Origin of the sequence: Paenibacillus sp. FSL K6-2393, assembly GCF_038002545.1 — a bacterium.
Classification (GTDB): Bacteria; Bacillota; Bacilli; order Paenibacillales; family Paenibacillaceae; genus Paenibacillus.
In genome coordinates, this window is sequence record NZ_JBBOCU010000001.1 from 4,187,742 (window position 1) to 4,210,633 (window position 22,892).

The window sequence follows — 22,892 nt, forward strand, 5'->3', positions numbered from 1 at the left end:
TATGTCTCCTTCACTCGGGTTCGCGAACTATTGGATACCATGATTCACAGGTGTTCTGTTCGCTATGGGGGCAGGGATGTATGTAAAAGGAAGTAACTCTGCTGTTAATCCCGGGCCAAAGGCCAGCGCTATCCCACTGGAATGCTCTTCCTTCTGTCTGTAATCCTCGCGGATGGCTTGAAGAACAAAAAGAATCGTCACGGACGACAGGTTGCCATAATCCCGCAGGATGTTTCGGCTGTAGGAGACCTGCTCATCTGTCAACTGATATAGCTTCTGAACGGCATCCACGATGCCTCTGCCTCCCGGATGGATCGCCCATATTTCCGGTAAACTGCTACCCTCCAGCAACCGTTCTATCTCTGGACCGAGATGCAAACCAAGCAACTTCGGAATCTGTGGTGACAGGTAGAGATCAAAGCCTGTATTGCCCACTTCCCAGATCATTTCTTCTGCACAATCCGGGAGCAGCGTTGATTGCCCACGACCTAATCGAAAACATTCATTGCGGTCTGTTCCGGACGCACCAATAACACAGGCAGAGGCACCGTCTCCGAAAAACGATGCGGCATACAGGTCGTCCCGTTTGGCAGATGGCTGAAAGTGAAGTGTGCATAGTTCCACACACACGATGAGAACTGTAGCCTTCTGATCTGTCGTTACAATGGAATTCGCCAGTTGGATCGCCTTTAGACCGGCTGCACATCCTTGAAACACCAGTGGAATCCGGTTGATCTGCGGTGAAAGTTCAAGCTGCTGGATCAGCCGAACATCAAGTCCGGGCAGGAATTGCCCCGTGCAACTCACCGTAATGAGATGTGTAAGTTCCGAGGAGGATATGTCTGCATCCTGAAGGGCCTGTCCGGCCGCTTCCAGACCAAGTGGAACAGCAGCAGCTTTGTATTTTGCCATACGCTCGGCTGTAGTCGGGACTTCCTCCACAGAAGTAAAGGGTAAATATCGGCAAGCCTCCACAGGCTCAAGCAGATTCGGTTCACATGTATACCGAGTCTCCACACCGCACTGATTAAAGATTCGCTTCGCCCATCTTCTCGCATCCGGCTCATGTTCCAGCGCCTGTGCGAGACGGGCAGACACATCCTTTTGCTCAATACGGTGGGCAGGCCACGCCGTTCCTATTCCCATAATACTTGCCCCAGTTGTTGCCTCAAGCTGGTTCATCGGCTTAACCTCCTATATCGTACGTGTTCAAAAGTAGGCTTTTTAAACAACCTATATATAAAATAGGTTCATATGACATATGTGCAGGATATAGTACAAGTCTATTCACTACCTGTCCTGTTTATGTTCATATTAACAAGCAAAGGCGGACAACATATGCGAGTTTCGCACGTGCTGTCCGCCTTTGCTACCGGATTAAACCCATTCCTTATTACATGTTCGATCTGTCAGAACTATTCAGGTCGAATCACCGTGAATCTCTCCCCAAGCTTGGCATAATCATTACCCGCCAGTCGGCTGACTGGTTTCAAATGATCCATCAGGATATAGCCCTTGTCCGGATTGTAGACTTGTTCGCTGAAATGATACTGAACAATGCGAACCAGCAGCAGGTCACTCACCGGTTTGCCCTCATCATTCGTGATCGGAATGTGCTGATACAGCTCACACTCCATCCGAATGAGTGCTTCCTGAATTCCTGGCACAGCAACCTTGGTGCTTGGCACTGTAGTAAGTTTTGTCCGCTCAAGCTCACTTTCGTGGGGTTCCAGTATGGCTGCTGTCTCATTCACTTCTGTTATGATTGCTTCATCACAGATATGCACGACCAGTTCTTGATGAGCAAGCACATTACGTGCAGTATCTTTCATGGTACCGTCTTTACGTGCAATGGATATGGATAACAGCGGTGGGTCCGAACTAACCACATTAAAGAAACTAAAAGGCGCTGCATTAATTACACCATTCTCATCTGAAAGTGTCGTCACAAAAGCAATTGGACGTGGTACCACCGAACCACTCATCAGTTTATAATTGTCTCTTCCCGTTATTTCACGTGGATCCAATGTATACATATGTAAATATCCCCTTCCATGCTCATGTTACGTTAATCGTGGTTCACTTACGTTACTTCCTCGTTATTATATATCCATATCTGTTCAAAAAACAAAAAACGCCTTGATGCTCATGGCATCAAAGCGTTCAAATGACTGTTTCGCATATGTTTGGTTGTTACTTCACAATACTGCTTTGAATATCTTGCAGAATTTGCGTATTTGCTTGAACGCCACTGTACAACCAGCTGCTTGTGCTTTCAAATTCAAACACATTACCTGTCTTTACAGCAGGGATGCTCTGCCATACGGCATCTTTCAGCGCTTCTGAGCCTGCTCCCTTGTCACTGTTCACCAGGAAAAGATAGTCTGCGTCCATTTCCGCGATCTTCTCCAATGAAATCTCAGACCAGTTACCCGTTGCCTTTGCGGATGCTTCCTTCACAACATTAGGCTCTGCAAGTCCAAGTTCGTTGTACATCACTTCACCACTGGAAACATTGTTGCTTACAACATAAAACTTGTTATTGAACAACCACAACGCTGCGGCCGATTTTGTTCCTCCAGTAACAGCAGTTACTTTTTCTTTGACATCCTTTGCTTTGGCATCATAATCGTCAAGCGCCTTCTGCGCTACATCCGATTTGTTCAGAAGCTCGCCGATCTTGAGCAGAGCCTGACGCCAATCCTTGTTGACCTCATCTCCGAGTACATACGTAGGGGCAATTTTATTGTATTGTTCGTATTTCTCCCCTTCAACTGTACTTTCAGAACCCATAATAATCAGGTCTGGTGAGAAACTGGCCATGGCTTCAAAAGGTAGGTCACTTGCAATACCAGGTATGCCATTCAGATCGTTTTGCAGATAATCCTGCAAACCACTGCCGTTGTTGATGGACCACTGTGCTGCTGGCTTAACACCGAGTGTAACGAGATGGTCTTCCAGATAAGACGCGATGACACGCTCAGGATTAGCCGGGATGGTTACTTCATGTCCCATAGCATCTGTTAGTGTGCGCTCTGTCGGGACTTCTGTTTGTGTCTCTGTCTCCGTTGTTGTATCGTTCTCTCCTGCTGCTCCATTCTCTGCCGTCTTTGTTCCACACGCGGCCAACCAGATGGACATAACCATCACGGTCATTAAAAGCATGAGCATCTTTCTATTCTTCTTAAGCAATTTGTTAACCCCTCTCATTTCATTATGAATACCTTATTCGGCGTTATTGGGACAGATATCAACGTTCAAAAATATTGAAACTATTATTGATACATATAATATCCGTATGTACATTTGTCCGATTCCATTGACAATGATAATTGTTATCAGTTCACTTGTCAATTCGATTATGTGGCGAGGCGATCATATACAATCTTCTTGGCGGCACTCACATATAGGCGGATGCCGCCATATGCTGAATGCAGAATACGACGACAGGAAGGATGTTCTGTACATGTATTACGAATATAACCCTTATCTAAGTTATGGAGAAGACCGTTCCTTTCAATTGCCTCCACTGTTCCCAGGAGGTGGCGGCACACCGGGTGGTCCGACGTTTCCTGGTATACCTGGCGGTCAAGGCTCCTATCCTCCATACATTCCAGGCGGAGGACCCGGTCCATATATCCCCGGAGGCATTCCAGGTACAATCCCGGGTACAGCACCGGGCGTACCTGCGCAGCTGACTCAAGGCAATCTGCCCACCCTGCTTAGTGCCTATCCTCGTCCGGTAGGTCAGCCTCCGGCAGAAATGCTTTTTCTATACAACCTGATCAAAAGCAGCCCGGGTCTGCTTCCGCTCTTCCTCCAGCAACAGCCGCAAAGCCTCACTCAAGCTGTGCAATTTGCACAAACTGGTACAGCGGCACCACGAGATAACGAAGAACGTGCGCTGCCCTACTTTTGCTACAACCGATGGTCCCTTGTCTTCACATACAATGATGTCTACCTGATGTGGCCTGCGATTAATCTGTTTGGTTTTGTGGTGGGGTACTTTTATCCATTCCTCACGCCAGGTATACTGTCCAATACACAGATTTTGTTTGCACTCTGCTAAACCCGTCCTTACCTACAGCAAGAGCCCCACTTGGAAGCATAATTCCTTCCAAGTGAGGCTCTTGTTCGTTCTTTTATCCAGATGTACTTTTACATTATTAAGACTCCACAAATGCAAGGTGTGCAGAATCAGTACATTTAACTCAACACTTGTTCGTTCTGGCGCTTCCTGCCTCTACTGACCATTAGGAAGTAAATCACCAAGGCACCGAGATCAGCACACGCGATAACGATTCCCATTGGCACAGCTGTGCCTTCTCCCCCGAGACCTACGAGGGGAGCGACAATACCACCGAACAGGAACGTCATCACACCAATAAGCGCAGACGCACTGCCTGCCGACTTCTCCTGATTGGCCATCGCCAAGGCAAAGGACGCGGTATTGACCAACCCAACACTGGATACCACCAGAAATAACGGAATCAGTACAGAGATTAGATTACCTCCAGCCAGAATGGCGATGAGCAGTGAAGTTCCTCCGAGCGCCGCGGTTAGCAGCCCCGCGATTAACAGCCGGGTTTCAGATACCTTACCTGCAAGTCTTCCAGCAACCTGACTGGCCAGAATAATGCCAAGTCCGTTTATGGCAAAGCAAACACTGAACATTTGCGGAGATACCCCGTATAATTTCTGAAGCACAAACGGTGAACCGGATATGTACGCAAACATGCCAGCAGCTACAAAACCCTGGGTCAACGCATAACCCATAAACTGACGATCCCCTGCGATTTGGCGAAACGTAATTAATGTCTGCTTCAATCCCCCGCTTGATCTGCGATTGGAAGGTAATGTCTCTCCAAGACCGAAAATGACAGCCAACAGCGTCAGTATTCCGATGAGGCTGAGCAAAATAAATACGCCGCGCCACGACGTATACGTCAACAATTGTCCACCAATGATTGGTGCAGCAATCGGGGCTACGCCGTTAATCAGCATTAACAGAGAGAAGAACCGTGTCAGTTCCGGGCCCGAATATACGTCTCTGACGATCGCGCGCGAGATGACAATCCCTGCCGCTCCAGCTACACCCTGAATGAATCGCAGCACAACAAAAGAGCCCATCGTAGGGCTGACCAGGCAAAGTATGGAGGCGATCGTATAGAGCACAAGCCCTGCAATGAGCGGTGTTCGCCGACCACGTACATCACTTAGAGGTCCGGCAAGCAACTGTCCAACCGCAAGTCCAATCATACACGCCGTCAGACTGAGTTGGGCATACGATGTAGATGAACCAAACTCATCAGCCAGCGTGGGCAATGCGGGTAAATACATATCCAGGGACAACGGCCCAAAGGCCGACAGTGTCCCCAGAATTAAAGCCATCCGTACACGAGATGTGGAGTTTGTGTTCAATGAAGCTGTTGTACTTTTCATCAAATACTACTCCCCGCTACCCAGCAGCTTGAGCAGGTTGGACGGCAGTGTGAACTGTTGATTGTTAATAATAATACGGCGCAGTTCTTCTTCATCCCGCTCGTTCTCGGCGTCCTTGATCTCCTGAATTTCACGGTGAAGTCGTTCCATCTGTTGATCCAGTGCATTTGCCGAATCTGCCGCACTCTTTAACTCTCTCGTCAAATGCTCGGGAACATCCTTATTGTATTTATAAAAAATCTTATGCTCCAGACTCGCCCAGAAATCCATCGCGATTGTACGGATCTGGATCTCCACACATGCTCGTTCTTCACCATTGGACATGTACACAGGCACTTCCACCAGAAGGTGAAGGCTTTGGTAGCCGTTTGGCTTTGGATTCTCGATGTAGTCTTTGACCTCCAGTACACGCAGATCACTCTGGTTGCACAGCATATCCTTAATGCGATAGATATCCGAGATAAAGGAACATGTAATCCGTACCCCGGCGATATCCTTGATATTTTGCTTGATGCTCTCAAATGTTAACTCATGATTTTTGCGGAACATCTTGTTCATAATGCTCTCAGGTGATTTCAGTCTGGACTTTGTATGCTCAATTGGACTGTAATCATGCAAAGACTGGAATTCTTCCTTCAGGACTTCAATCTTGGTCTCCATTTGATCCAGAGCAAATTTATAGATCATCATAAATCTGGTAATTTCATATTTGAATTTCTTGAATTGATCAATTGGATGTGGAGCGTTCATCATAGCTTTCTCCCTTTCTTTCTGCACACTAAAATTAGTTTTATAAAAATGAGGACAGCGGTCAATGCATATGCCTCCTGAACCATTATAAATCATATGGAGCCAATAGACGAATTTCTTACATTCGGGCTGGCGATTCAGCCTGGAAGGTATGGGAACTTGTTTTACGCGCATCCTATAGAAGCATGCCTGTTATTTGGCCCGCAATTATTAATAAAAGAGGTGAATTTTACTGCTCTATCAAGTGACATATTCATCCGATACACTTCGAGTTAAAGCTTATTTATACCTGCCACAAGGTTGTTCATTAACTGATATCACGACATATGAAACTTCTCATCCCGGCTCTGTCTCCTCTGCCTTTCCGGAATTCGCTTCCATACATACAACTCTACATTTGCAACCACTCGCCAGCCATTACCCTGCTGCAAAAATGCATGATATCGCTCACACACAGGAACAGTGGCCTGTGCTGATCTATTGTCGCGGCGGACTTGGCAGCTATGGCGGGGTAAATACTGTTTGGCTTGAGCAATTTGTACATAAAGGTTATATCGTGTTCGCCCCATCCTATCGTGGCAACGAAGGCGGTGAGGGGCGTGACGAGTATGGCGGAAGAGATGCCGAAGATGTGCATGCCGCTTATCGGTTGATGCAGCGTTTACCTTTTGTCGACCCGACTCGGATATCGTTAATGGGGTTCTCCCGTGGAGCCATTAATGCTGTACATACCGCAACTACCTATAATGAGGGACCGGACAAAGTACATAAGTTAGTTCTTTGGAGCGGTGTCACCGATGTGGAACGCACTTACCATGAGCGAACCGACCTGAGGCGCACATTGAAACGGGTGCTGGGTGGCTCCCCACGCGCAGTTCCGGAAGCTTATCTCGCCCGTTCTCCCTTGTCAAAAGCAAACAAACTATCTTGTCCCGTGTTAATCATGCATGGTACATCAGATACACAGGTGAATTACAGTCACGGAACCCGAATGTATCACTGGCTTAAGCGCCGAGGTGCAGACGTCACATTTCACGCTTATGGCGGGCAGGATCATCATTTTCACGAGAAAATACATGAGTCAGCAGTGAACAATATGTTTGCTTGGCTCGCTGCACCTTAAGTCTTTCGCTATGAATTCATTTTGAAGAAGCATGGGTTATGGCTGTATACTAGAGGGGTTACGTTTTTTTGAAAGGACGGATAGGATGAATCATAGTACCCTCCAAAAATACGCCATGCTGCTTCTCTGCATGTCTGCCGGAATGGTGGATCTGATCGGATATCTGGGACTGGGGCATGTGCTCACAGCCAATATGACGGGAAATATTGTACTGCTCGGTATTGCCATCGCCCGTGCGCAGGAATTTGTTGTGCTGCGGTCACTGCTTGCTCTCATTGGTTTTATTGCTGGCAATGCCATTGCAGCACATATGGTCGGACATGTGCAGACCAAAAATGGCTGGTCTTCCAAGGTCACAGCTGTATTTACTGTTGAAAGCATATTGCTCCTGCTGTTCGCGATCGCTATGATTAGTCCATTTTCAGAACAACTGTCTTATCTGTTAATTGTCATCCTAGCCGTTGCAATGGGGATGCAAACAACTGCGGCACGCCGCATTGGAATTGCTGGCATCTCAACAACCGTACTCACCAATAATTTGGCCGCTGTGGTTGAAGATACCGTAAGCATCCTCAAAAAGCTGCGACATGCCAATATCCGATCGTTAGCCAAAGCCTTGTCCACAGACTCCTACCTTCGTGCAGGTGCTGTTGTCATCTATTTGATCGGCGTCATTGCAGCCGCATTGTTATTCCACCGTGTGCCCTTGATTGCAGTCTGGATTCCTGTCCTGATCATTGGCGGCGTAACCCTATACGCCCGATTACATGCATGGGGAACTTCACAACAAAGCGAAAGTTAATAGTTAAAAAGAACCTATTCATTTTCAAGAGGATGTTCAAAAATCCGCTTTAGGGTACTGAAAACTGGTCTTTTTGAACACGTATTTTAAGTTGTTTTAAGTACAACCACGCTATTTATTTCATCAAAGCAGCTTCTTGGCGGATAAGCTTGACCAGATGCTGTGCAGCAGGCGATAATACCTCCCCGGCTCGTGTACATACGGCAACCGTATTTCTCAGCTGTACACCTCGAACAAACACACGTGCCAGCCTGCCTTGCTGCACATCTTCGTTCACAACCAAAGAAGATATAAAGTTGGCCCCATAACCTGCCTTCACCGCACTGATCGTTTCGTTCAGCCCGTTGAACTGAAGCGCAATGCGGGGAGCGGCCAGGTTATTTGTAGTGCAAAGGGAAACGAGTCGCTCACGTGTGGCACTGCCTTCTTCGCGCATGATGAACGGCTCTGCCATCATCTCATGCAGCTCGATTTCTTTTCCCGCATACGGATGGTCAGGGTGCACAACAAACCACATCTCATCGTCAAACAATTCATCCCATTGCACACCTGCATGTGTAATGCCACTTCCACCATACACTGCAATCTCTGCCTCATAACGAAGCAACTGGTCAAAAGCCATCCGGGTGTTGGTTGTGCTCACAACAATCTCCACATCCTCGTGCATTTGCTTAAACCGCGCAATCCAGCCAGGCAACAGAAAATTCGAAGGCAAGTAGGTTGCCGTAAGACGGATTAGTCCTTTCTTGCCCTCCCGAAAATCCTGCACAAAATTCTCGACATCCTGCTCCAGCATGAACAGACGTTCCGCATATCCTGTTAACTGTAACCCCGCATCCGTAAGCACCAGTCTTCTTCCCTCCGAAACAAAAAGCTGGATTCCTAATTCACGTTCAAACTTCTTCACCTGAGAAGATACCGCAGGCTGACTAATATTCAGTTCCTCTGCGGCACGAGTGACCCCGCCATATCTCACGATGGCATGAAATAATCGTAATCCATGCAGATTCATGTTTACACCTCTTCCACGTCAATTACATAATCTAAATTTATATTAACATACATAATATATATTTTATTTATATATCTACTCCATCTATAGTTGAAATATGAAATCCAATACATGAAACAAGGAAAGGAACATGTGAACATGAAAAATATAAATACGACCAACCTACAGCATACCTGGACTCAAGTCGACGATTACATGAATGATCTGCTGATTCCATCCGATTCCCTGCTTGAACATACACTGCAAAGCAATGCCGAAGCTGGACTCCCTGCTCATGACGTAACACCAAATCAAGGAAAGTTACTTCAGCTCCTGCTGCAAATCCAAGGCGCATCCCGTGTACTTGAAATCGGCACATTGGGTGGATACAGTACCATCTGGATGGCAAGAGCGCTGCCTGAACACGGATGCATCGTCTCACTGGAATCGGAATCACACCATGCAGACTTGGCCCGGGCCAATCTCACACGAGCAGGACTGATGCACAAGGTTGACCTGAGAGTTGGTCCTGCCCTAACCACCCTTCCCGATGTTCAGGAAGAATACAGGGAACCATTTGATATGATCTTCATCGATGCTGACAAACCGAGTAATCCCGATTATCTGAGATGGGCCCTGCGACTGACTCGGCCGGGGAGTCTTATAATTGGTGATAATATCGTCAGGGACGGTGAAGTGATCCGCACAGACAGCACAGACCCCAGAGTTCAAGGCGTTCGATCATTCCTGCAGTTGATCGCGGATCACCCTCGGCTTGAAGCTACAGCATTGCAAACGGTTGGTAGCAAAGGTTACGATGGATTCGTCATTGCTCGTGTGATTGATGCCCCTTAACCAAAATAAACAGTGGTCAATTCTTCCGCAAATTCCCCTTTCCTGTTAAACTGGAATCACTGCACAGGCAGACTGGGGGGAACCACTTGAGAGTTTTACAACATATTCATGATGAAATTCGCGGCTGGTCCCGCAATATTCAACTGTTTTTCCTGGCTAGCATTCTGTATCAGATCGGAAATGGCATGTTCTCTGTCTTGTACAATCTGTACATTCAGGGGCTGGGCTATAATGATACAATGAACGGCCAGATTGTAAGTATTCAATCACTCGCAACAGCCATTATGTTTGTTCCTATCGGTCTATGCGGTGATCTGTTCAGCCGCAAGCGATTACTCATTACCGGGGCGTTATTCAGCGGAATCTTTCTGATCGGACGCTCCTTCGATTATTCGGCTACAGGACTGATTTGGTTCGCGGTATTTTCTGGCCTTTTCGCTGGGGTATTCCAAGTACTGGCCATTCCTTATCTGGCGGAAAACGTCAAGAAAAGCCAGCGGCTGAAAATGTTCAGTTATTATTCATCCCTTGTGCTCGCTTCCCAGGTGCTTGGTAGCCTGGGCGGCGGTGTATTCGCAGATTTGTTACATACGGCAGGACTCGCCAAAGTGACCGGATTGCAAACCGTTTTGTTTGTCGGCGGTGCAGCAACACTGGCTGCATTTATTCCACTGTTATTTGTAACCGAAGGCAAGGCCGCTCCGCAGACAACAATTCCGGGGCAACCCGTTCTTCAACCCGATTCGGATCTAAAAGAAAGTTCAACGAATACGTCAAGCACGGACGATTCGATCACGAAGAAAAAAGATTCCCGACTGATTGGTCGGTTTATAGTGACTCAGTTGTTAATTGGATTAGGTTCCGGACTGGTTGTACCGTATCTGAATCTGTATTTCACCAATCGGTTCTCGGTTTCTCTGAGCGGTATGAGCTTACTGATTGCACTTGGTCAGATTATGACGATTGTATCCATGCTGATTGGTCCTACCCTGGCGGCAAAGGTCGGAAGCGTAAGAGCCGTTGTCATTTTCCAGGTCATGTCGCTGCCCTTCCTTCTATTAACAGGCTTCACCAATCTGTTGTTCATTGCTTCGCTCAGTTTCTTATTCAGACAAGCATTGATGAACGCAGCCAATCCCATTCATTCAGCCATACTGGTGGATCGGATCTCTGACAAACGCCGCGGCATTGCCAATTCACTGATGCAGACCTCGTTCATGATCGGTTGGGCTACCATGGGACCTGTCCAATCCTATCTGGTCACCACGTACGGAACGTATTGGGGTTATGCAATCACATTCAGCATCACAGGCTGTCTATACGTTATTTCATCACTGATGTACTTTGTAATGTTCAGAGAACCCAAACCTTCCGCTACGGCTCTCGCAGGATCTTAATGAGTTGAACAGAAGTAGCCTGGTTGTTCCGCAGATAACGCAACGTATCTCATCATCAGGAGTGATCACACATGAACATGAATCTTTCATTACACCTGAATGTATACCTGAATCTCATACCACCTCATTCAACCGGTAGGCTAAACGGATGGAACTGATGCATAAGCTCGGTTCCAACGTTGTCTTTCGGTTTTTTCTTAGTCTGGGTGTCTCTGTTCTTGGCGGATTGCTGTTCACAGTCATTCGTACACCGATCCCGTGGTTGCTCGGGCCAATGGTATTCATGCTGCTTGGTTCCCAAGTTGCCAAATGGCCGCTCATGTGGCCTGCCTCCATACGGGACTATGGCATTCTCATTGTTGGTTATTCAATTGGTCTCACCTTAACAGAAGAGGCACTGCAAGGCATCCTGCAACAACTTCCCATGATGCTGCTGATGACCTTGCTGTTAATTGCATTGTGTGTAATTACAGCCTACATCGCTTCAAAGGTAACCGATTTTGATTTTCCCTCCCTGCTGGTTGGCAGTATTCCAGGAGGGCTGTCCCAGATGGTGTCCCTTGCAGAAGAGATGAAATCCATCAATCTGACGCTGGTTACTTTTTTGCAGGTGACTCGGCTGATCATGATTGTCTTCTGTGTTCCGTTCCTGCTATTTAGTCCTTGGATTGGAGGTACTGTAGGTGGTGGAACAGATCAGCCTTTCATTGACGTAGCAACATGGGGTACCCTTTTTCCTGAGATTCTTCTCTATGCTCCGCTCTGTGTAGCGGGTGCATGGGTTGCACGCAAACTCCGATTTCCGACGGCCTTTATGTTGGGTCCCATGATTGTTATGTGTGTCGTTCAATTAAGCACAGCGCTGCACACACCCAGTCTGCCAACCTCCCTCTTAAACGTATCGCAATTGATGATTGGCAGTCACGTTGGACTGATGCTCAAGCCGGAACAGTTGCAACGCAAGACACAGACAGTCACGCTAGCGGTGATGAGTAGTTTACTGCTCATTGTTGGTGCGCTTGGATTGAGTTATCTGTTAATGAATGTGTTCTCCCTCTCCGCGGCAACCTCACTACTCAGTATGGCCCCTGGCGGGATGGATCAGATGAGTATCATGGCACATGAAGTGAATGCCGATCTTTCGGTTGTATCCGGGTATCAATTGTTTCGGATTCTATTTATTTTCTTCATCGTCTCTTCCGTACTGAAGATGATTCTTGTACATATGTTGAAAGAAAAGAAAGCTAAGCCCTATCCTCAATGATCATATTCCTACCTGATCCCATGCCAAAGAGAGTATCCATTTGATGTCACATCCTGCGGATACTCTCTTTTATTTGTACACACTCATCTTCAACATTTGGCCTCATTCAATTTTAAGCATAATGACTACTTATGAATAAATTCGGTTGTACATCCAGCCTACAATGCCCACCGTAACCACTGTTGCCCCAATAATAAATGCATAATAGCCAATCTTACTTTTGGACTCCGAAGTCTGATGGTCATAATAATCCGAGTTACGTCGGTAAAATCCCATCCATAACTCTCCGATCATATTCACAACTACCAATACAAAACGTTTAACAAGCCCCATGGTATTCGCGTCTCCTCTCTCTGATCAACCTTCTTCCATATTAAGTATAATTATCCTATTTAATTAAAACAAGTCACTCAAACTACTTTCGGTGTGATTACCTTTGGCGCAGTTTCTTGTTCCAGCCAGGTTAGAATATCAAATGCTTCCTGATCGGTGCTACCACACATCTCTTCCTCAGCTTGCAATCCGCTGCATACCGCAGGACGATCTTTTTGGCCAAAAATTCCGCAGCGATTATCATCCGTAAGCTGCACACAACGTACACCTGCCGGCTTGCCATGGGCCATGCCCGGTATCGGTGATGATATGGAAATCGCGATACAACATGCGGCACAGCCTGTCCTGCATTCCATACATAGTCCCTCCTAATTATAAAACTTACAATATGTGTTCAAAAAGACCGGTTTTCAGTACCAAGAAGATGGGATGAAGCTAGAAATGGAGTAGCGGAGCGTAGATAGAGCTACGTGAACAACGGACATTTCGGCTGAATTCCATATTCGATGCTGATGATGCCATTAGGCATCCTTCGTAATCAAAAGCGGACTTTTTGAACTACCTCTGATATTATGATCGATTTATCCAGGTCCAGGTTCGAGCAAGCCCCTGAGCAATTCTCCGATTCATGCTTCGATTGGAAAAATACCCCCCATGACTTAGCGGATTCCAACTCATAGCCACGCCGCCAGAGTTCACTTCAATGTCTTCTTTGACCGCTTTCTCATAAGCAGGATCAATGGGGCGTAAAGGATAACCCAGAATATCATCCCGATCGTAGAAGTTCACCCACTCCCCTTCCAGCCCGGCATAATACTGATTCACATGGGAAGAGGGCACCTGAATTGGGCAACTAAAGTCATGATAACGCAAACTCCATAAGGGCAGGGTTGTACCAAACGAGTAAAAATTGGTCAGGGTGTCACCCCGCTCCAAAGCCGAGTTCACATCCACAACTTCAGGAACACGACTGGACGGATATTGCAGATCGTAGAAGAAGTTACTGGCGATTACGGCACCCAAACTATGAGCAACCACACAGAGTGGAGCTTCCGGTCCATTACGCTGTGCAAGGGTATGCATCGCCTGATTCAACGTTCGATGTACGGCATCATAGTTATGGCCTTGATTTTCCACCGGTTGATAAGCAACCGCATCAGCCAGGTAATGGATGACAAATCGGCGCAACGCCTGAAAGTTCAATCCCGGAGAGCTGACGAGCTGTTGAAAGAGCGCCTCTTCCCGCTCCTCAAATACATCCGCCCAATATACAGGTTCGATATCCAGCATCTGTTTGGAGGCTCCAGGCAAGACCATCACCTTGTCCAATTCCTTATGCAAACAAGCAATCAGCCTGTCCGCGTACCCATCCTTCCGCATACCCAGCCCATGAATGACCATCACCGCAATACGTGTCATGGCTCTCCTCCTCATCGATTGACTAGGATCTCTTTCTCCACCATATGAACGCCACGACTCGAACATGCCTGAAGCTTGCTTTGTCAGAAGAACCTTTCCAACCACCATTATTTAAAAAATGTGATTCTTCCATTTTATATACAGTTTACCATGATCGTCATGAAAATAACGATCATACAACAAAAAGGAGCTGCACATCACGCAGCCCCTTCTTGTTGTTGTATTCAATTAACCTTTCAGATGAACCTTCAACACACCATTTTGATTAGATGTAACATCACCTGTCGTGACTTCCACCCTTTCAACCATATCCTGACCATCTGGAATGATAATCGGTGTAATCAGCGGGTATCCCGCATCTTCAATTACCTTACGATCAAACTCCAACAGTTTTTGTCCAGCCTTTACATGCTCGCCAGCTTCCACATGCATGTTGAAGCCTTCACCTTTGAGGGATACTGTATTAATACCGACATGGATCAGAACTTGTAATCCACTTGCGTGTTCAAGAATCACCGCATGTTTACTTTTGATCACATGAGCTACCTGAGCATCAAACGGGGCAACAACCAGGTTGCCGGAAGGTTCAATCGCTACACCTTCACCCATCTGTTTCTCGGCAAAAGCCGGATCAGGTACTTGCTCCAGTGACACAGCCTGACCTGTTAATGGCGCCATGATTTCAAGTGTATTCACTGCTTCGTCCCCTACTTGAGCTGCACTACGTGTGCGCTGGTTTGGATCTGTTTTTGCAGTTGAAGAGGTAACGCCCGAAGCAGACTGCGATGTAGCCGCTTTAGGCTCATTAACGGTTTCATTGCTTGCACTACGATTTTCTTTTCTCAGTTTGGCTCTGCCAAAAAGGACGGTCAGTACAAAGGGTACAACCAGGACAATCGCCATGCCGATGAAGAAGACGCCCCATTTGTTAGGGAAAATCGACAGGAATCCCGGTACGCCACCTACACCGATGGAGGTTGCCTGAACATTATTCATCGTCAGCAACACACCACCAATCGCGGAACCGACCATACCAAAGATAAACGGATAACGGTAACGGATATTCACTCCGAAGATCGCCGGCTCAGTTACCCCGAGGAAGGCCGATACCGAGGACGTTGCCGCAAGTCCTCTCATTTTCTTCTCACGCAGGACAAGCATCATCGCAAGTGCAGCAGAACCCTGTGCGATATTGGACAATGCCAGCATCGGCCACAGGAACGTACCGCCCTGACTACCAATGAGCTGAACATCCACCGCGAGGAACGTGTGATGCATACCGGTGATAACGAGCAAAGCGTACAGACCACCGTAGATCAAACCACCCAGCGCCGCGTATGAATCGTATACATAGATCAAGCCGGATGTAATTGCATTTGCAATAGCAAATGTAACCGGCCCAATAATCGTAAATGCCAGGAATCCGGTAATCAGCAAGGTAACTGGTGCAACGACCAGCAGTTTGATCGAATCATGTACCCTTTTATTCAGGAAAATTTCCATCTTCGCAAGCAGATAGGCCGATACCAGTACTGGCAGAACCTGCCCTTGATAACCGATCTTCTCAATCTCCCAACCGAACAGATTCCATGTTGGCACCGTGCCATTATTCACAGCATCAGCGTAACCATATGCACTCAGCAGATCGGGATGTACCAGAATGAGACCCAGCACGATCCCGAGCAGCGGACTGCCGCCGAACCTTTTTACAGCTGCCCAACCAATCAGAGCCGGCAGGAACGTAAAGGCTGTACTCGCGATCGTATTAATGATGGACGCAAGATCCTTCCAGGCTGGATAGACATCCACCAGTGATTTTCCATCAAAGAAAATGCCTGGACCTGTCAGAATATTGTTAATCCCGAGCAATAGACCTGCCGTAATGATTGCAGGCAAGATTGGAATGAAAATATCCGAGAGTGTTTTAATCGCTCGCTGGATTGGATTTTGCTTTTTACCAGCAACCGCCTTCACATCATCTTTGGAAGAACGATCTCCCCCGGTAATCTGAATCATCTCATCATAGACTTTATCCACCAGACCAGGCCCAATAACGACCTGGAATTGTCCTTGGGAAGAGAACTGTCCTTTGACCAGATCATTCTGATCCAGGCTTTCGGTATCCACTTTACTCTCATCGTACAAGGCAAACCGGAGTCGTGTAACACAGTGTGTTGCAGCTTCAATATTTTCTTTGCCGCCAACAGCCCGGACGATCTCCTCAACCTGTTTTTTGTCAATTGCCATAGTGTCACTTCCTATTTATAAAATGTAATTAGTCCTGTTGTGGCACAAGCCACATATAGGATGCATACGGACTGAGAGAGATTTCCTGCGTCAGCGCAGGGGCTGCCTCCGTATTTCCTATGAGTAACTCTGCTGATTTGCCTGCAATGTGATCATTCCAGACCGCTTCCGGAAGCGAGAACGTGACGTCTCGTTTACTGAAGTTGGATACAACAATCAGGGTTTCATTTCCATTGGTCCGTGCGTACGCGAATACATCCGGGTGTGCATCGTCCAATCGTTCATACAGACCGTCGATCAGCACGTTAACCTGTTTACGCAGGGCAATCAATTTGCGGTAGTGGTAGTAGATCGAATCTGGATCAGCCAGCTGCTGTTCCACGTGAATGGAAGGATACCGCTCATCCACCTTCAGCCAAGGTGTTCCGGTAGTAAATCCGGCGTTCTTACTTCCATTCCACTGCATCGGTGTTCGGGAGTTGTCCCGGGAACGCTCTTTTACAATGTTGAAAGCTTCTTCAGCGGATTTACCTCGTTCTTCCTGAAGCAGGCGGTACATGTTCGTCGATTCAATATCGCGGAACTCACTAACGTCATTCCAGACTGGATTGGGCATTCCGATCTCTTCACCCTGGTAGACATAAGGTGTACCTTGCATTCCGTATATCGTTGTTGCAAGCATCTTCGCACTCTCGGCACGATAATCACCATCATCGGCGAATCGGGATAGCGCCCGCGGCTGATCATGGTTATTAAGGAACAGCGCGTTCCAACCTCCACCGGCCTGCATGCCTGTCTGCCACTCACTGAAGAGCTGCTTCATCGCTTCAAAATCATACGGCATCAGTTCCCACTTCTGACCATTCGGATAATCCACTTTCAGGTGATGGAAGTTAAACGTCATCGAAAACTCCCGGGAAGCCGGGTTCGAATATTGGATACAATGTTCCAGTGTTGTCGAGGACATCTCGCCTACCGTCACCATGTTGTAAGGCCCAAATACTTCATCGTACATCTCGGTGATGTACTCATGCACACGTGGTCCATCCGTGTAGTATTTGCGTCCATCACCCGGTGACACGCTTCCATCATCATCAGGGAACCGCTGGTCTTTGGAGATCAGGTTAATCACGTCCATACGGAAACCGTCCACACCCTTATCCGCCCAGAACTTGATCATATCCCGTACAGCTTTGCGTACTTCTTCATTCTCCCAATTCAGATCTGCCTGCGTTTTATCAAATAAAGTCAGGAAATATTGTCCCGTTTGTTCATCATACTGCCAAGCGGGTCCACCGAACTTCGATTGCCAGTTGTTTGGCACACCGCCATCCGGGGCAGGATCTTTCCAAATATAATAATCCCGATACGGATTATCCTTGGAAGAACGGGATTGCTGGAACCACTCATGATCGGTCGAGGAGTGATTCACCACGATATCAATCATCAGTTTCATATCACGAGCCTTCAGACCTTTCAGCAGTTCGTCAAAATCCTCCATCGTCCCATAATCCGGATTAATTCGGTAATAGTCCGCTACGTCATATCCATTATCATGCTGCGGGGAAACATATACCGGCTGCAACCACACAATATCGATACCCAGATGCTGCAAATAATCAAGCTTCTCGGTTAATCCACGAATATCTCCAGTACCCGATCCCGTTGTATCATTAAAACTCTTCGGATATACCTGATACACCGTTGATGTCTTCCACCAAGATGACGGAGTGGTGTTATTAGAACTCATGTTAACGCCTCCAATAAATTGTAATGCTCTCATGTGATGTTCTCGGTTAACTTCATATCTATATTACATAAGTAAACATGTATATACAAGTTGAAACTATAATATGTATATTCTTCGCCTCTTCTACACATTCCCCATAAATCTTTCCTCTGTAACATTTATTTTGGAACCTGCGTTCGTGAACCCAATGATATCTGTATTGGGACAACAAGAAACCGTCTGTTCTTCCCACGATCGGAGTGGGCAACAGACGGTCTAATTGGGTTGAACTTGGTTGAACATTTTAAATGTATTTTACTGTCTTTTTACTGTTGTAATGGATTGTTATTTTTAAGTTGCTGTCACTTCACTTAATCACCACAGCGGAGACACGCCTCTTACGACATCTCCGGTGAAACTACGGCTTTCTCTTGTTTTTCCTGCATATTCAACTTCAATAGAGATAGTGCAGCTTGCTCTTCTCTTTCCAGTTCAGCAGCACTGATCTCACCAGAGAGTACGGCACGCATTCGCTTTTGATCCAGCAGACCTTCCCATTTTGCGACCACAAATGCTGCAACACAGTTGCCCATCAGGTTTGTGAAGACACGCATTGTATCCATGAATCGATCTGCACCAAGCAGCAGAGCAACCGCTGCTACCGGAAAAGCATTGACGGCCACTGCCGTTGCGGACAGGGCCAGAAATGCGGAGCCAGGTACTCCTGCCATGCCTTTGGAACTTAACATCAACACCAGTAAAATTGTAATCTGCTGCATCAATGTCAGTTCAATCCCTACGGCCTGAGCAACAAAAACCGTTGCCAAGGATAAATAGATCGAAGCGCCATCCAGATTAAACGAGTACCCCGTCGGCACTACAAGACCCACAACCGCACGATCACAACCCGCCTTGGTTAGTTTGTCCATCATGCGCGGCATCACCACTTCTGATGATCCGGTTCCAATCGCCAGCATCACTTCAGAACGGGTATACTTCACAAATTGCAGGAAATTCAGCCCGGTAATCCACCAGGCAGCCAGTGCCAGCATGACCAGAAACAGCAGCGCTGCGCCGTAACAGGCCAGAATTAACAGACCAAAGGACGATAATGTGGAAGCCCCATAGGCACCTACCGTGTAAGCCATGGCTCCAAATGCACCAATTGGCGCGAGTTTCATGATATAACCGATGATGCGGAACACAATGCTGAGCAAGTTCTCAATCAGCGTCAGTACATTCTCTTTTGCCTTGCTCTCTGTTGCTGCCAGAGCAACCCCGAACAAGCATGCCACGAGCAGTACTTGCAGAAGTGCATTTTGTGCAAAGGCATCTACAACACTTGTCGGAATAATATTCATAATAAAGTCTACCGTATGTGGCAACTCGGAACCATTGGTTTTCGCTTCAATGCCGCTTGCATCTATGGTTGAAGGGTCCACGTTCATTCCGGCACCGGGGCGAAGCAGATTGGCTGTTCCCAATCCAAGTACCAGTGCCACTGTAGTTGCAATCTCGAACCACACGATAGCTTTCAGTCCAATGCGACCTACCGACTTCAGATCACCGATCTTCGCAATGCCTGTCACAATGACCATGAAAATCAGTGGTGCGATGATCATCTTGATCAATTTGATGAAACCTGTTCCGAGCGGTTGCAGCAAGCTACCCAGATCCGGCCACAGGATGCCTACACCAATCCCGATGATTACCGCTACAATAATTTGAAAAAATAATGATTTCATAAATGACATGAACGCTCCCCCTGTTTGCGGTCAATTCGGATTTCCGTTTGGTTTCCGTGTAACTTTTTATATCATTCTAAACGGGAGTTCAACAATGGAATTTCAATGTTTTTGTCATTTGTACCAACTCTATCGGTGAAAATTGAACCTGGAACCGAAAAAAGACGAATATCGCGTCAGTTATCTTGACGTGATATTCGTCTTTATCCAGAAATCCATTTATTATTGAACAGGGGTTAAATGTGCATCACAGGGTAATAGATTCTCCCGGGGCCAGCACACGGCCTTCCAACCCTTTTGCAGCCAGTTGTTGCACGAAGTGTTCCGCATCCTGACGAATCACCGGGAATGTATCATAATGAACCGGAATCGTCAGTTTGGCATTAAACCATTCCGCCGCTTGTAGCGCATCCTCAGGTCCCATGGTGAAATGTCCACCAATCGGCAAGAAAGCTACATCAATATCATGGCGATCACCGATCATTTTCATATCCCCGAAGAGACTTGTGTCTCCGGCATGCAAAATCGTTTTGCCACCAATAGTAATGATATATCCAGCAGGCAAACCTGCATACATGATCCGTTGTTCTTCTTCGAGCACAATCCCGGAAGTATGGAACGCCTGAATCATTTTAGCTTGAGCAAAGCCAAGATCTACCGTGCCGCCCATGTTCATGCCGAGTGTATCCAGACCTTTCCAGGACATATATGTAGCCAATTCCACAATAGCCACAACTTTGGCGTTATTCGCTTTGGCAATAGGCTCAGCATCGAGGATGTGATCCATATGTGCATGTGTCAGCAACACAACATCGGTCTTAATATCTTCAGGCTTTGTGACGGCAAGCTCGTTGCCACGCAGGAAGGGATCAATGATCAGAGACTTTTCTTCTGTGCCCAGCTGTACACTGGAGTGACCGTGGAACGTAATATTCAACAACTTGGATTCCTCCCGACATATGTTTTGATTATTTTGAAACCACTATTCATTATAAATCATAGCTCTTCACCAACGCAAAATTACGCTAGCCTCCGTGTCACCGCTGCTTACGATATACCCTTGCCTCATACGGCTGAAGCTGAATGGCACCTTCATCGGTAGAATAACGTCTGCTTACGTTGCTAATGATCAGTTTGGCATGCTCGGAATCCCAGCCTTCCGGCCAGTGCATCTCAGGTTCATGGCCACGGAAATTCAGAATGACCAGCATCTGCTCATCTTCCAGCGTTCGGGTATAGGCATAGATATCCGGATCATCCGGCAGTAACAGCTCATATGCGCCATAGATAAGCACTTTATGTTGTTTGCGAAGCGCAATTAACTTACGGTAATAATGCAAAATGGATTGCGGATCACTTTCGGCATCAGCCACATTAATCTCAGGATAATTATCATTCACCTGAATCCACGGCTGACCCTGGGTAAACCCTGCGTGTTCCGTCTCATCCCATTGCATCGGCGTGCGGGCATTATCACGACTCTTCAGCCAGATCGCCTGCATGACTTCGTGCTTCGACTTACCTTGACCAATGTAATGATTGTAATAATTTTTGGTCTCAATGTCCCGGTATTGTTCGATATCCTGAAAAGCGACATTGGTCATGCCGATCTCTTCTCCTTGATAGATGTAGGGGGTCCCTTCGAGTGTAAGCATCCATGTCGCCAGCATTTGAGCAGAACGCACCCGATATTTACCGTCATCACCAAAACGGGAAACCGGACGTGGCTGATCATGGTTGCCCATATAATTGGCGTTCCAGCCTCTACCATGTAAAACTGTTTGCCACCGGCTCATGATTTCTTTGAGATCTGTCAATTTCCATTCCTTATAGTTCCATTTACCAATTCCGGAGGATTTGGCATCGATAAACATATGCTCAAACTGGAATACCATATTAAGTTCGTCACGATCCGTCCCCACATAAGCCAAGGCCTGCTCAGGCCCAAGTCCGGAAGTCTCGCCAACCGTCATGGGTCCGTAAGGTTTCAGGATCATGTTATTCAGTTTCTTCAAAATCGAGTGTACCTGTTCCAGGTTGGAAAAGAGCTGATACGCTGGAACCACCGGCAGATTATCCGGATTGTGGGCACTTGGCAGACCCTCTGCCTTGGCGATATGCGCTACTGCATCGAAACGGAATCCGTCGACCCCTTTTTCCAGCCACCAATGCACCATCTCATACATCTCTTCTGCCATCTGTGCATTGTTCCAGTTGAGATCCGGTTGCTGTTCCGAATACAGATGCAGATAATACTCATTTGTCTCGGGATCATGCTTCCACACCGAACCTCCAAAATAGGACTCCCAGTTATTCGGCACCTGACCATTTTTGCCTGAACGCCAAATATAATAATCCCGTTTCGGATTTATCTTTGATGAACGCGATTCAGCAAACCACGCATGTTCATCCGACGTATGATTCAGTACCAGGTCCATCATGATCTTGAGACCACGCTTGTGTGCCTCTGCCAAAAATCGATCAAAATCCTCCATCGTCCCATACTTACGTAAAATGCCGTAGTAATCCCGGATATCATATCCGTTATCATGTCCTGGTGAATCGTAAATGGGACAGAGCCAGATCACATCTACGCCTAAATTCTCCAAATAATCGAGCTTCTCATAGATTCCCTGCAAATCACCATATCCATCCCCGTCCGAATCTTTAAAGCTGCTCGGGTAAATCTGGTATACCACACTCTCTTTCCACCAAACGATATCGCCCACCTCGCTCTCATCATTGTTCACCATATAATCTCTGCTCACGATATAAATAAGCCGTTAATATGTTTT

The 22,892-nt window shown here is 47.0% G+C and carries 20 protein-coding genes; 6 read left to right on the forward strand and 14 right to left on the reverse strand.

Annotated elements, in window-relative coordinates; translation table 11 throughout:
• Positions 1 to 27 precede the first annotated feature (27 nt).
• The 3 genes from MHI14_RS18245 to MHI14_RS18255 all read right to left on the reverse strand — a co-directional run bounded on the left by MHI14_RS18245 (position 28) and on the right by MHI14_RS18255 (position 3,141).
• Positions 28 to 1,182, reverse strand: a complete 1,155-nt coding sequence (locus MHI14_RS18245; protein ID WP_341130961.1) for a type III polyketide synthase — start codon at positions 1,180 to 1,182, stop codon at positions 28 to 30.
• A 233-nt stretch (positions 1,183 to 1,415) separates the two neighbouring features.
• Positions 1,416 to 2,036 (reverse strand): flavin reductase family protein, encoded by a 621-nt coding sequence (locus MHI14_RS18250; RefSeq protein ID WP_133384494.1) that lies wholly within the window; start codon positions 2,034 to 2,036, stop codon positions 1,416 to 1,418.
• A 157-nt stretch (positions 2,037 to 2,193) separates the two neighbouring features.
• Entirely contained in the window at positions 2,194 to 3,141 is a 948-nt protein-coding gene (locus MHI14_RS18255) for an ABC transporter substrate-binding protein (RefSeq protein ID WP_341130962.1), read from the reverse strand.
• 283 nt (positions 3,142 to 3,424) lie between these two features.
• Between MHI14_RS18255 and MHI14_RS18260 the strand changes: the two genes are divergently transcribed.
• The gene (locus MHI14_RS18260) at positions 3,425 to 4,069 is read left to right on the forward strand and encodes a hypothetical protein (RefSeq protein ID WP_133384492.1); all 645 of its coding nucleotides are present in this window, start codon (positions 3,425 to 3,427) and stop codon (positions 4,067 to 4,069) included.
• A 137-nt stretch (positions 4,070 to 4,206) separates the two neighbouring features.
• On the opposite strand, the gene MHI14_RS18265 is transcribed toward MHI14_RS18260, so the two are convergent.
• Both MHI14_RS18265 and MHI14_RS18270 read right to left on the reverse strand, forming a co-directional pair.
• Complete coding sequence (locus tag MHI14_RS18265) at positions 4,207 to 5,442, reverse strand: multidrug effflux MFS transporter (protein ID WP_249910934.1); 1,236 nt, start codon at positions 5,440 to 5,442, stop codon at positions 4,207 to 4,209.
• 6 nt (positions 5,443 to 5,448) lie between these two features.
• Positions 5,449 to 6,192: a GTP pyrophosphokinase gene (locus MHI14_RS18270; RefSeq protein WP_062834047.1), complete on the reverse strand. Its 744-nt coding sequence runs from the start codon at positions 6,190 to 6,192 to the stop codon at positions 5,449 to 5,451.
• 244 nt (positions 6,193 to 6,436) lie between these two features.
• On the opposite strand from MHI14_RS18270, the gene MHI14_RS18275 reads away from it, so the two are divergent.
• Together MHI14_RS18275 and MHI14_RS18280 are read left to right on the forward strand one after the other, a co-directional pair.
• Entirely contained in the window at positions 6,437 to 7,315 is an 879-nt protein-coding gene (locus tag MHI14_RS18275) for an alpha/beta hydrolase family protein (RefSeq protein WP_133384490.1), read from the forward strand.
• An 85-nt stretch (positions 7,316 to 7,400) separates the two neighbouring features.
• Positions 7,401 to 8,117 carry a YoaK family protein gene (locus MHI14_RS18280; protein ID WP_249910935.1) on the forward strand — a complete coding sequence of 239 codons (717 nt, stop codon included), beginning with the start codon at positions 7,401 to 7,403 and terminating at the stop codon, positions 8,115 to 8,117.
• Between the two features lie 115 nt (positions 8,118 to 8,232).
• Here MHI14_RS18280 and MHI14_RS18285 read toward each other — a convergent pair whose 3' ends face one another.
• Entirely contained in the window at positions 8,233 to 9,129 is an 897-nt protein-coding gene (locus tag MHI14_RS18285; protein WP_091031383.1) for a LysR family transcriptional regulator, read from the reverse strand.
• A 138-nt stretch (positions 9,130 to 9,267) separates the two neighbouring features.
• Between MHI14_RS18285 and MHI14_RS18290 the strand changes: the two genes are divergently transcribed.
• From MHI14_RS18290 to MHI14_RS18300, 3 genes are all read left to right on the forward strand, one after another.
• On the forward strand, positions 9,268 to 9,963 hold the full coding sequence (locus MHI14_RS18290) for an O-methyltransferase (RefSeq protein ID WP_341130963.1): 696 nt from the start codon (positions 9,268 to 9,270) through the stop codon (positions 9,961 to 9,963).
• An 86-nt stretch (positions 9,964 to 10,049) separates the two neighbouring features.
• Positions 10,050 to 11,360 (forward strand): MFS transporter, encoded by a 1,311-nt coding sequence (locus tag MHI14_RS18295; RefSeq protein ID WP_341130964.1) that lies wholly within the window; start codon positions 10,050 to 10,052, stop codon positions 11,358 to 11,360.
• 148 nt (positions 11,361 to 11,508) lie between these two features.
• On the forward strand, positions 11,509 to 12,624 hold the full coding sequence (locus tag MHI14_RS18300; protein WP_341130965.1) for an AbrB family transcriptional regulator: 1,116 nt from the start codon (positions 11,509 to 11,511) through the stop codon (positions 12,622 to 12,624).
• Between the two features lie 129 nt (positions 12,625 to 12,753).
• Here the strand turns inward: MHI14_RS18300 and MHI14_RS18305 are convergent, their stop codons facing one another.
• The 8 genes from MHI14_RS18305 to MHI14_RS18340 all read right to left on the reverse strand — a co-directional run bounded on the left by MHI14_RS18305 (position 12,754) and on the right by MHI14_RS18340 (position 22,850).
• Positions 12,754 to 12,957: a hypothetical protein gene (locus MHI14_RS18305; RefSeq protein WP_017688872.1), complete on the reverse strand. Its 204-nt coding sequence runs from the start codon at positions 12,955 to 12,957 to the stop codon at positions 12,754 to 12,756.
• Between the two features lie 77 nt (positions 12,958 to 13,034).
• Positions 13,035 to 13,313: a YkgJ family cysteine cluster protein gene (locus tag MHI14_RS18310; RefSeq protein ID WP_133384486.1), complete on the reverse strand. Its 279-nt coding sequence runs from the start codon at positions 13,311 to 13,313 to the stop codon at positions 13,035 to 13,037.
• Between the two features lie 214 nt (positions 13,314 to 13,527).
• Positions 13,528 to 14,376, reverse strand: coding sequence for a chemotaxis protein (locus tag MHI14_RS18315; RefSeq protein WP_249910939.1), 849 nt, complete (start codon positions 14,374 to 14,376; stop codon positions 13,528 to 13,530).
• A 228-nt stretch (positions 14,377 to 14,604) separates the two neighbouring features.
• Positions 14,605 to 16,623: a PTS system trehalose-specific EIIBC component gene (treP, locus tag MHI14_RS18320; protein ID WP_341130966.1), complete on the reverse strand. Its 2,019-nt coding sequence runs from the start codon at positions 16,621 to 16,623 to the stop codon at positions 14,605 to 14,607.
• Positions 16,624 to 16,651: 28 nt separating this feature from the next.
• Positions 16,652 to 18,373, reverse strand: a complete 1,722-nt coding sequence (treC, locus tag MHI14_RS18325; RefSeq protein WP_341130967.1) for an alpha,alpha-phosphotrehalase — start codon at positions 18,371 to 18,373, stop codon at positions 16,652 to 16,654.
• Between the two features lie 377 nt (positions 18,374 to 18,750).
• Complete coding sequence (gene dctA / locus MHI14_RS18330) at positions 18,751 to 20,106, reverse strand: C4-dicarboxylate transporter DctA (protein WP_341130968.1); 1,356 nt, start codon at positions 20,104 to 20,106, stop codon at positions 18,751 to 18,753.
• A 238-nt stretch (positions 20,107 to 20,344) separates the two neighbouring features.
• Positions 20,345 to 21,037 carry a metal-dependent hydrolase gene (locus MHI14_RS18335; protein ID WP_341130969.1) on the reverse strand — a complete coding sequence of 231 codons (693 nt, stop codon included), beginning with the start codon at positions 21,035 to 21,037 and terminating at the stop codon, positions 20,345 to 20,347.
• Between the two features lie 97 nt (positions 21,038 to 21,134).
• Positions 21,135 to 22,850 (reverse strand): glycoside hydrolase family 13 protein, encoded by a 1,716-nt coding sequence (locus MHI14_RS18340; protein ID WP_341131722.1) that lies wholly within the window; start codon positions 22,848 to 22,850, stop codon positions 21,135 to 21,137.
• Positions 22,851 to 22,892 lie beyond the last annotated feature (42 nt).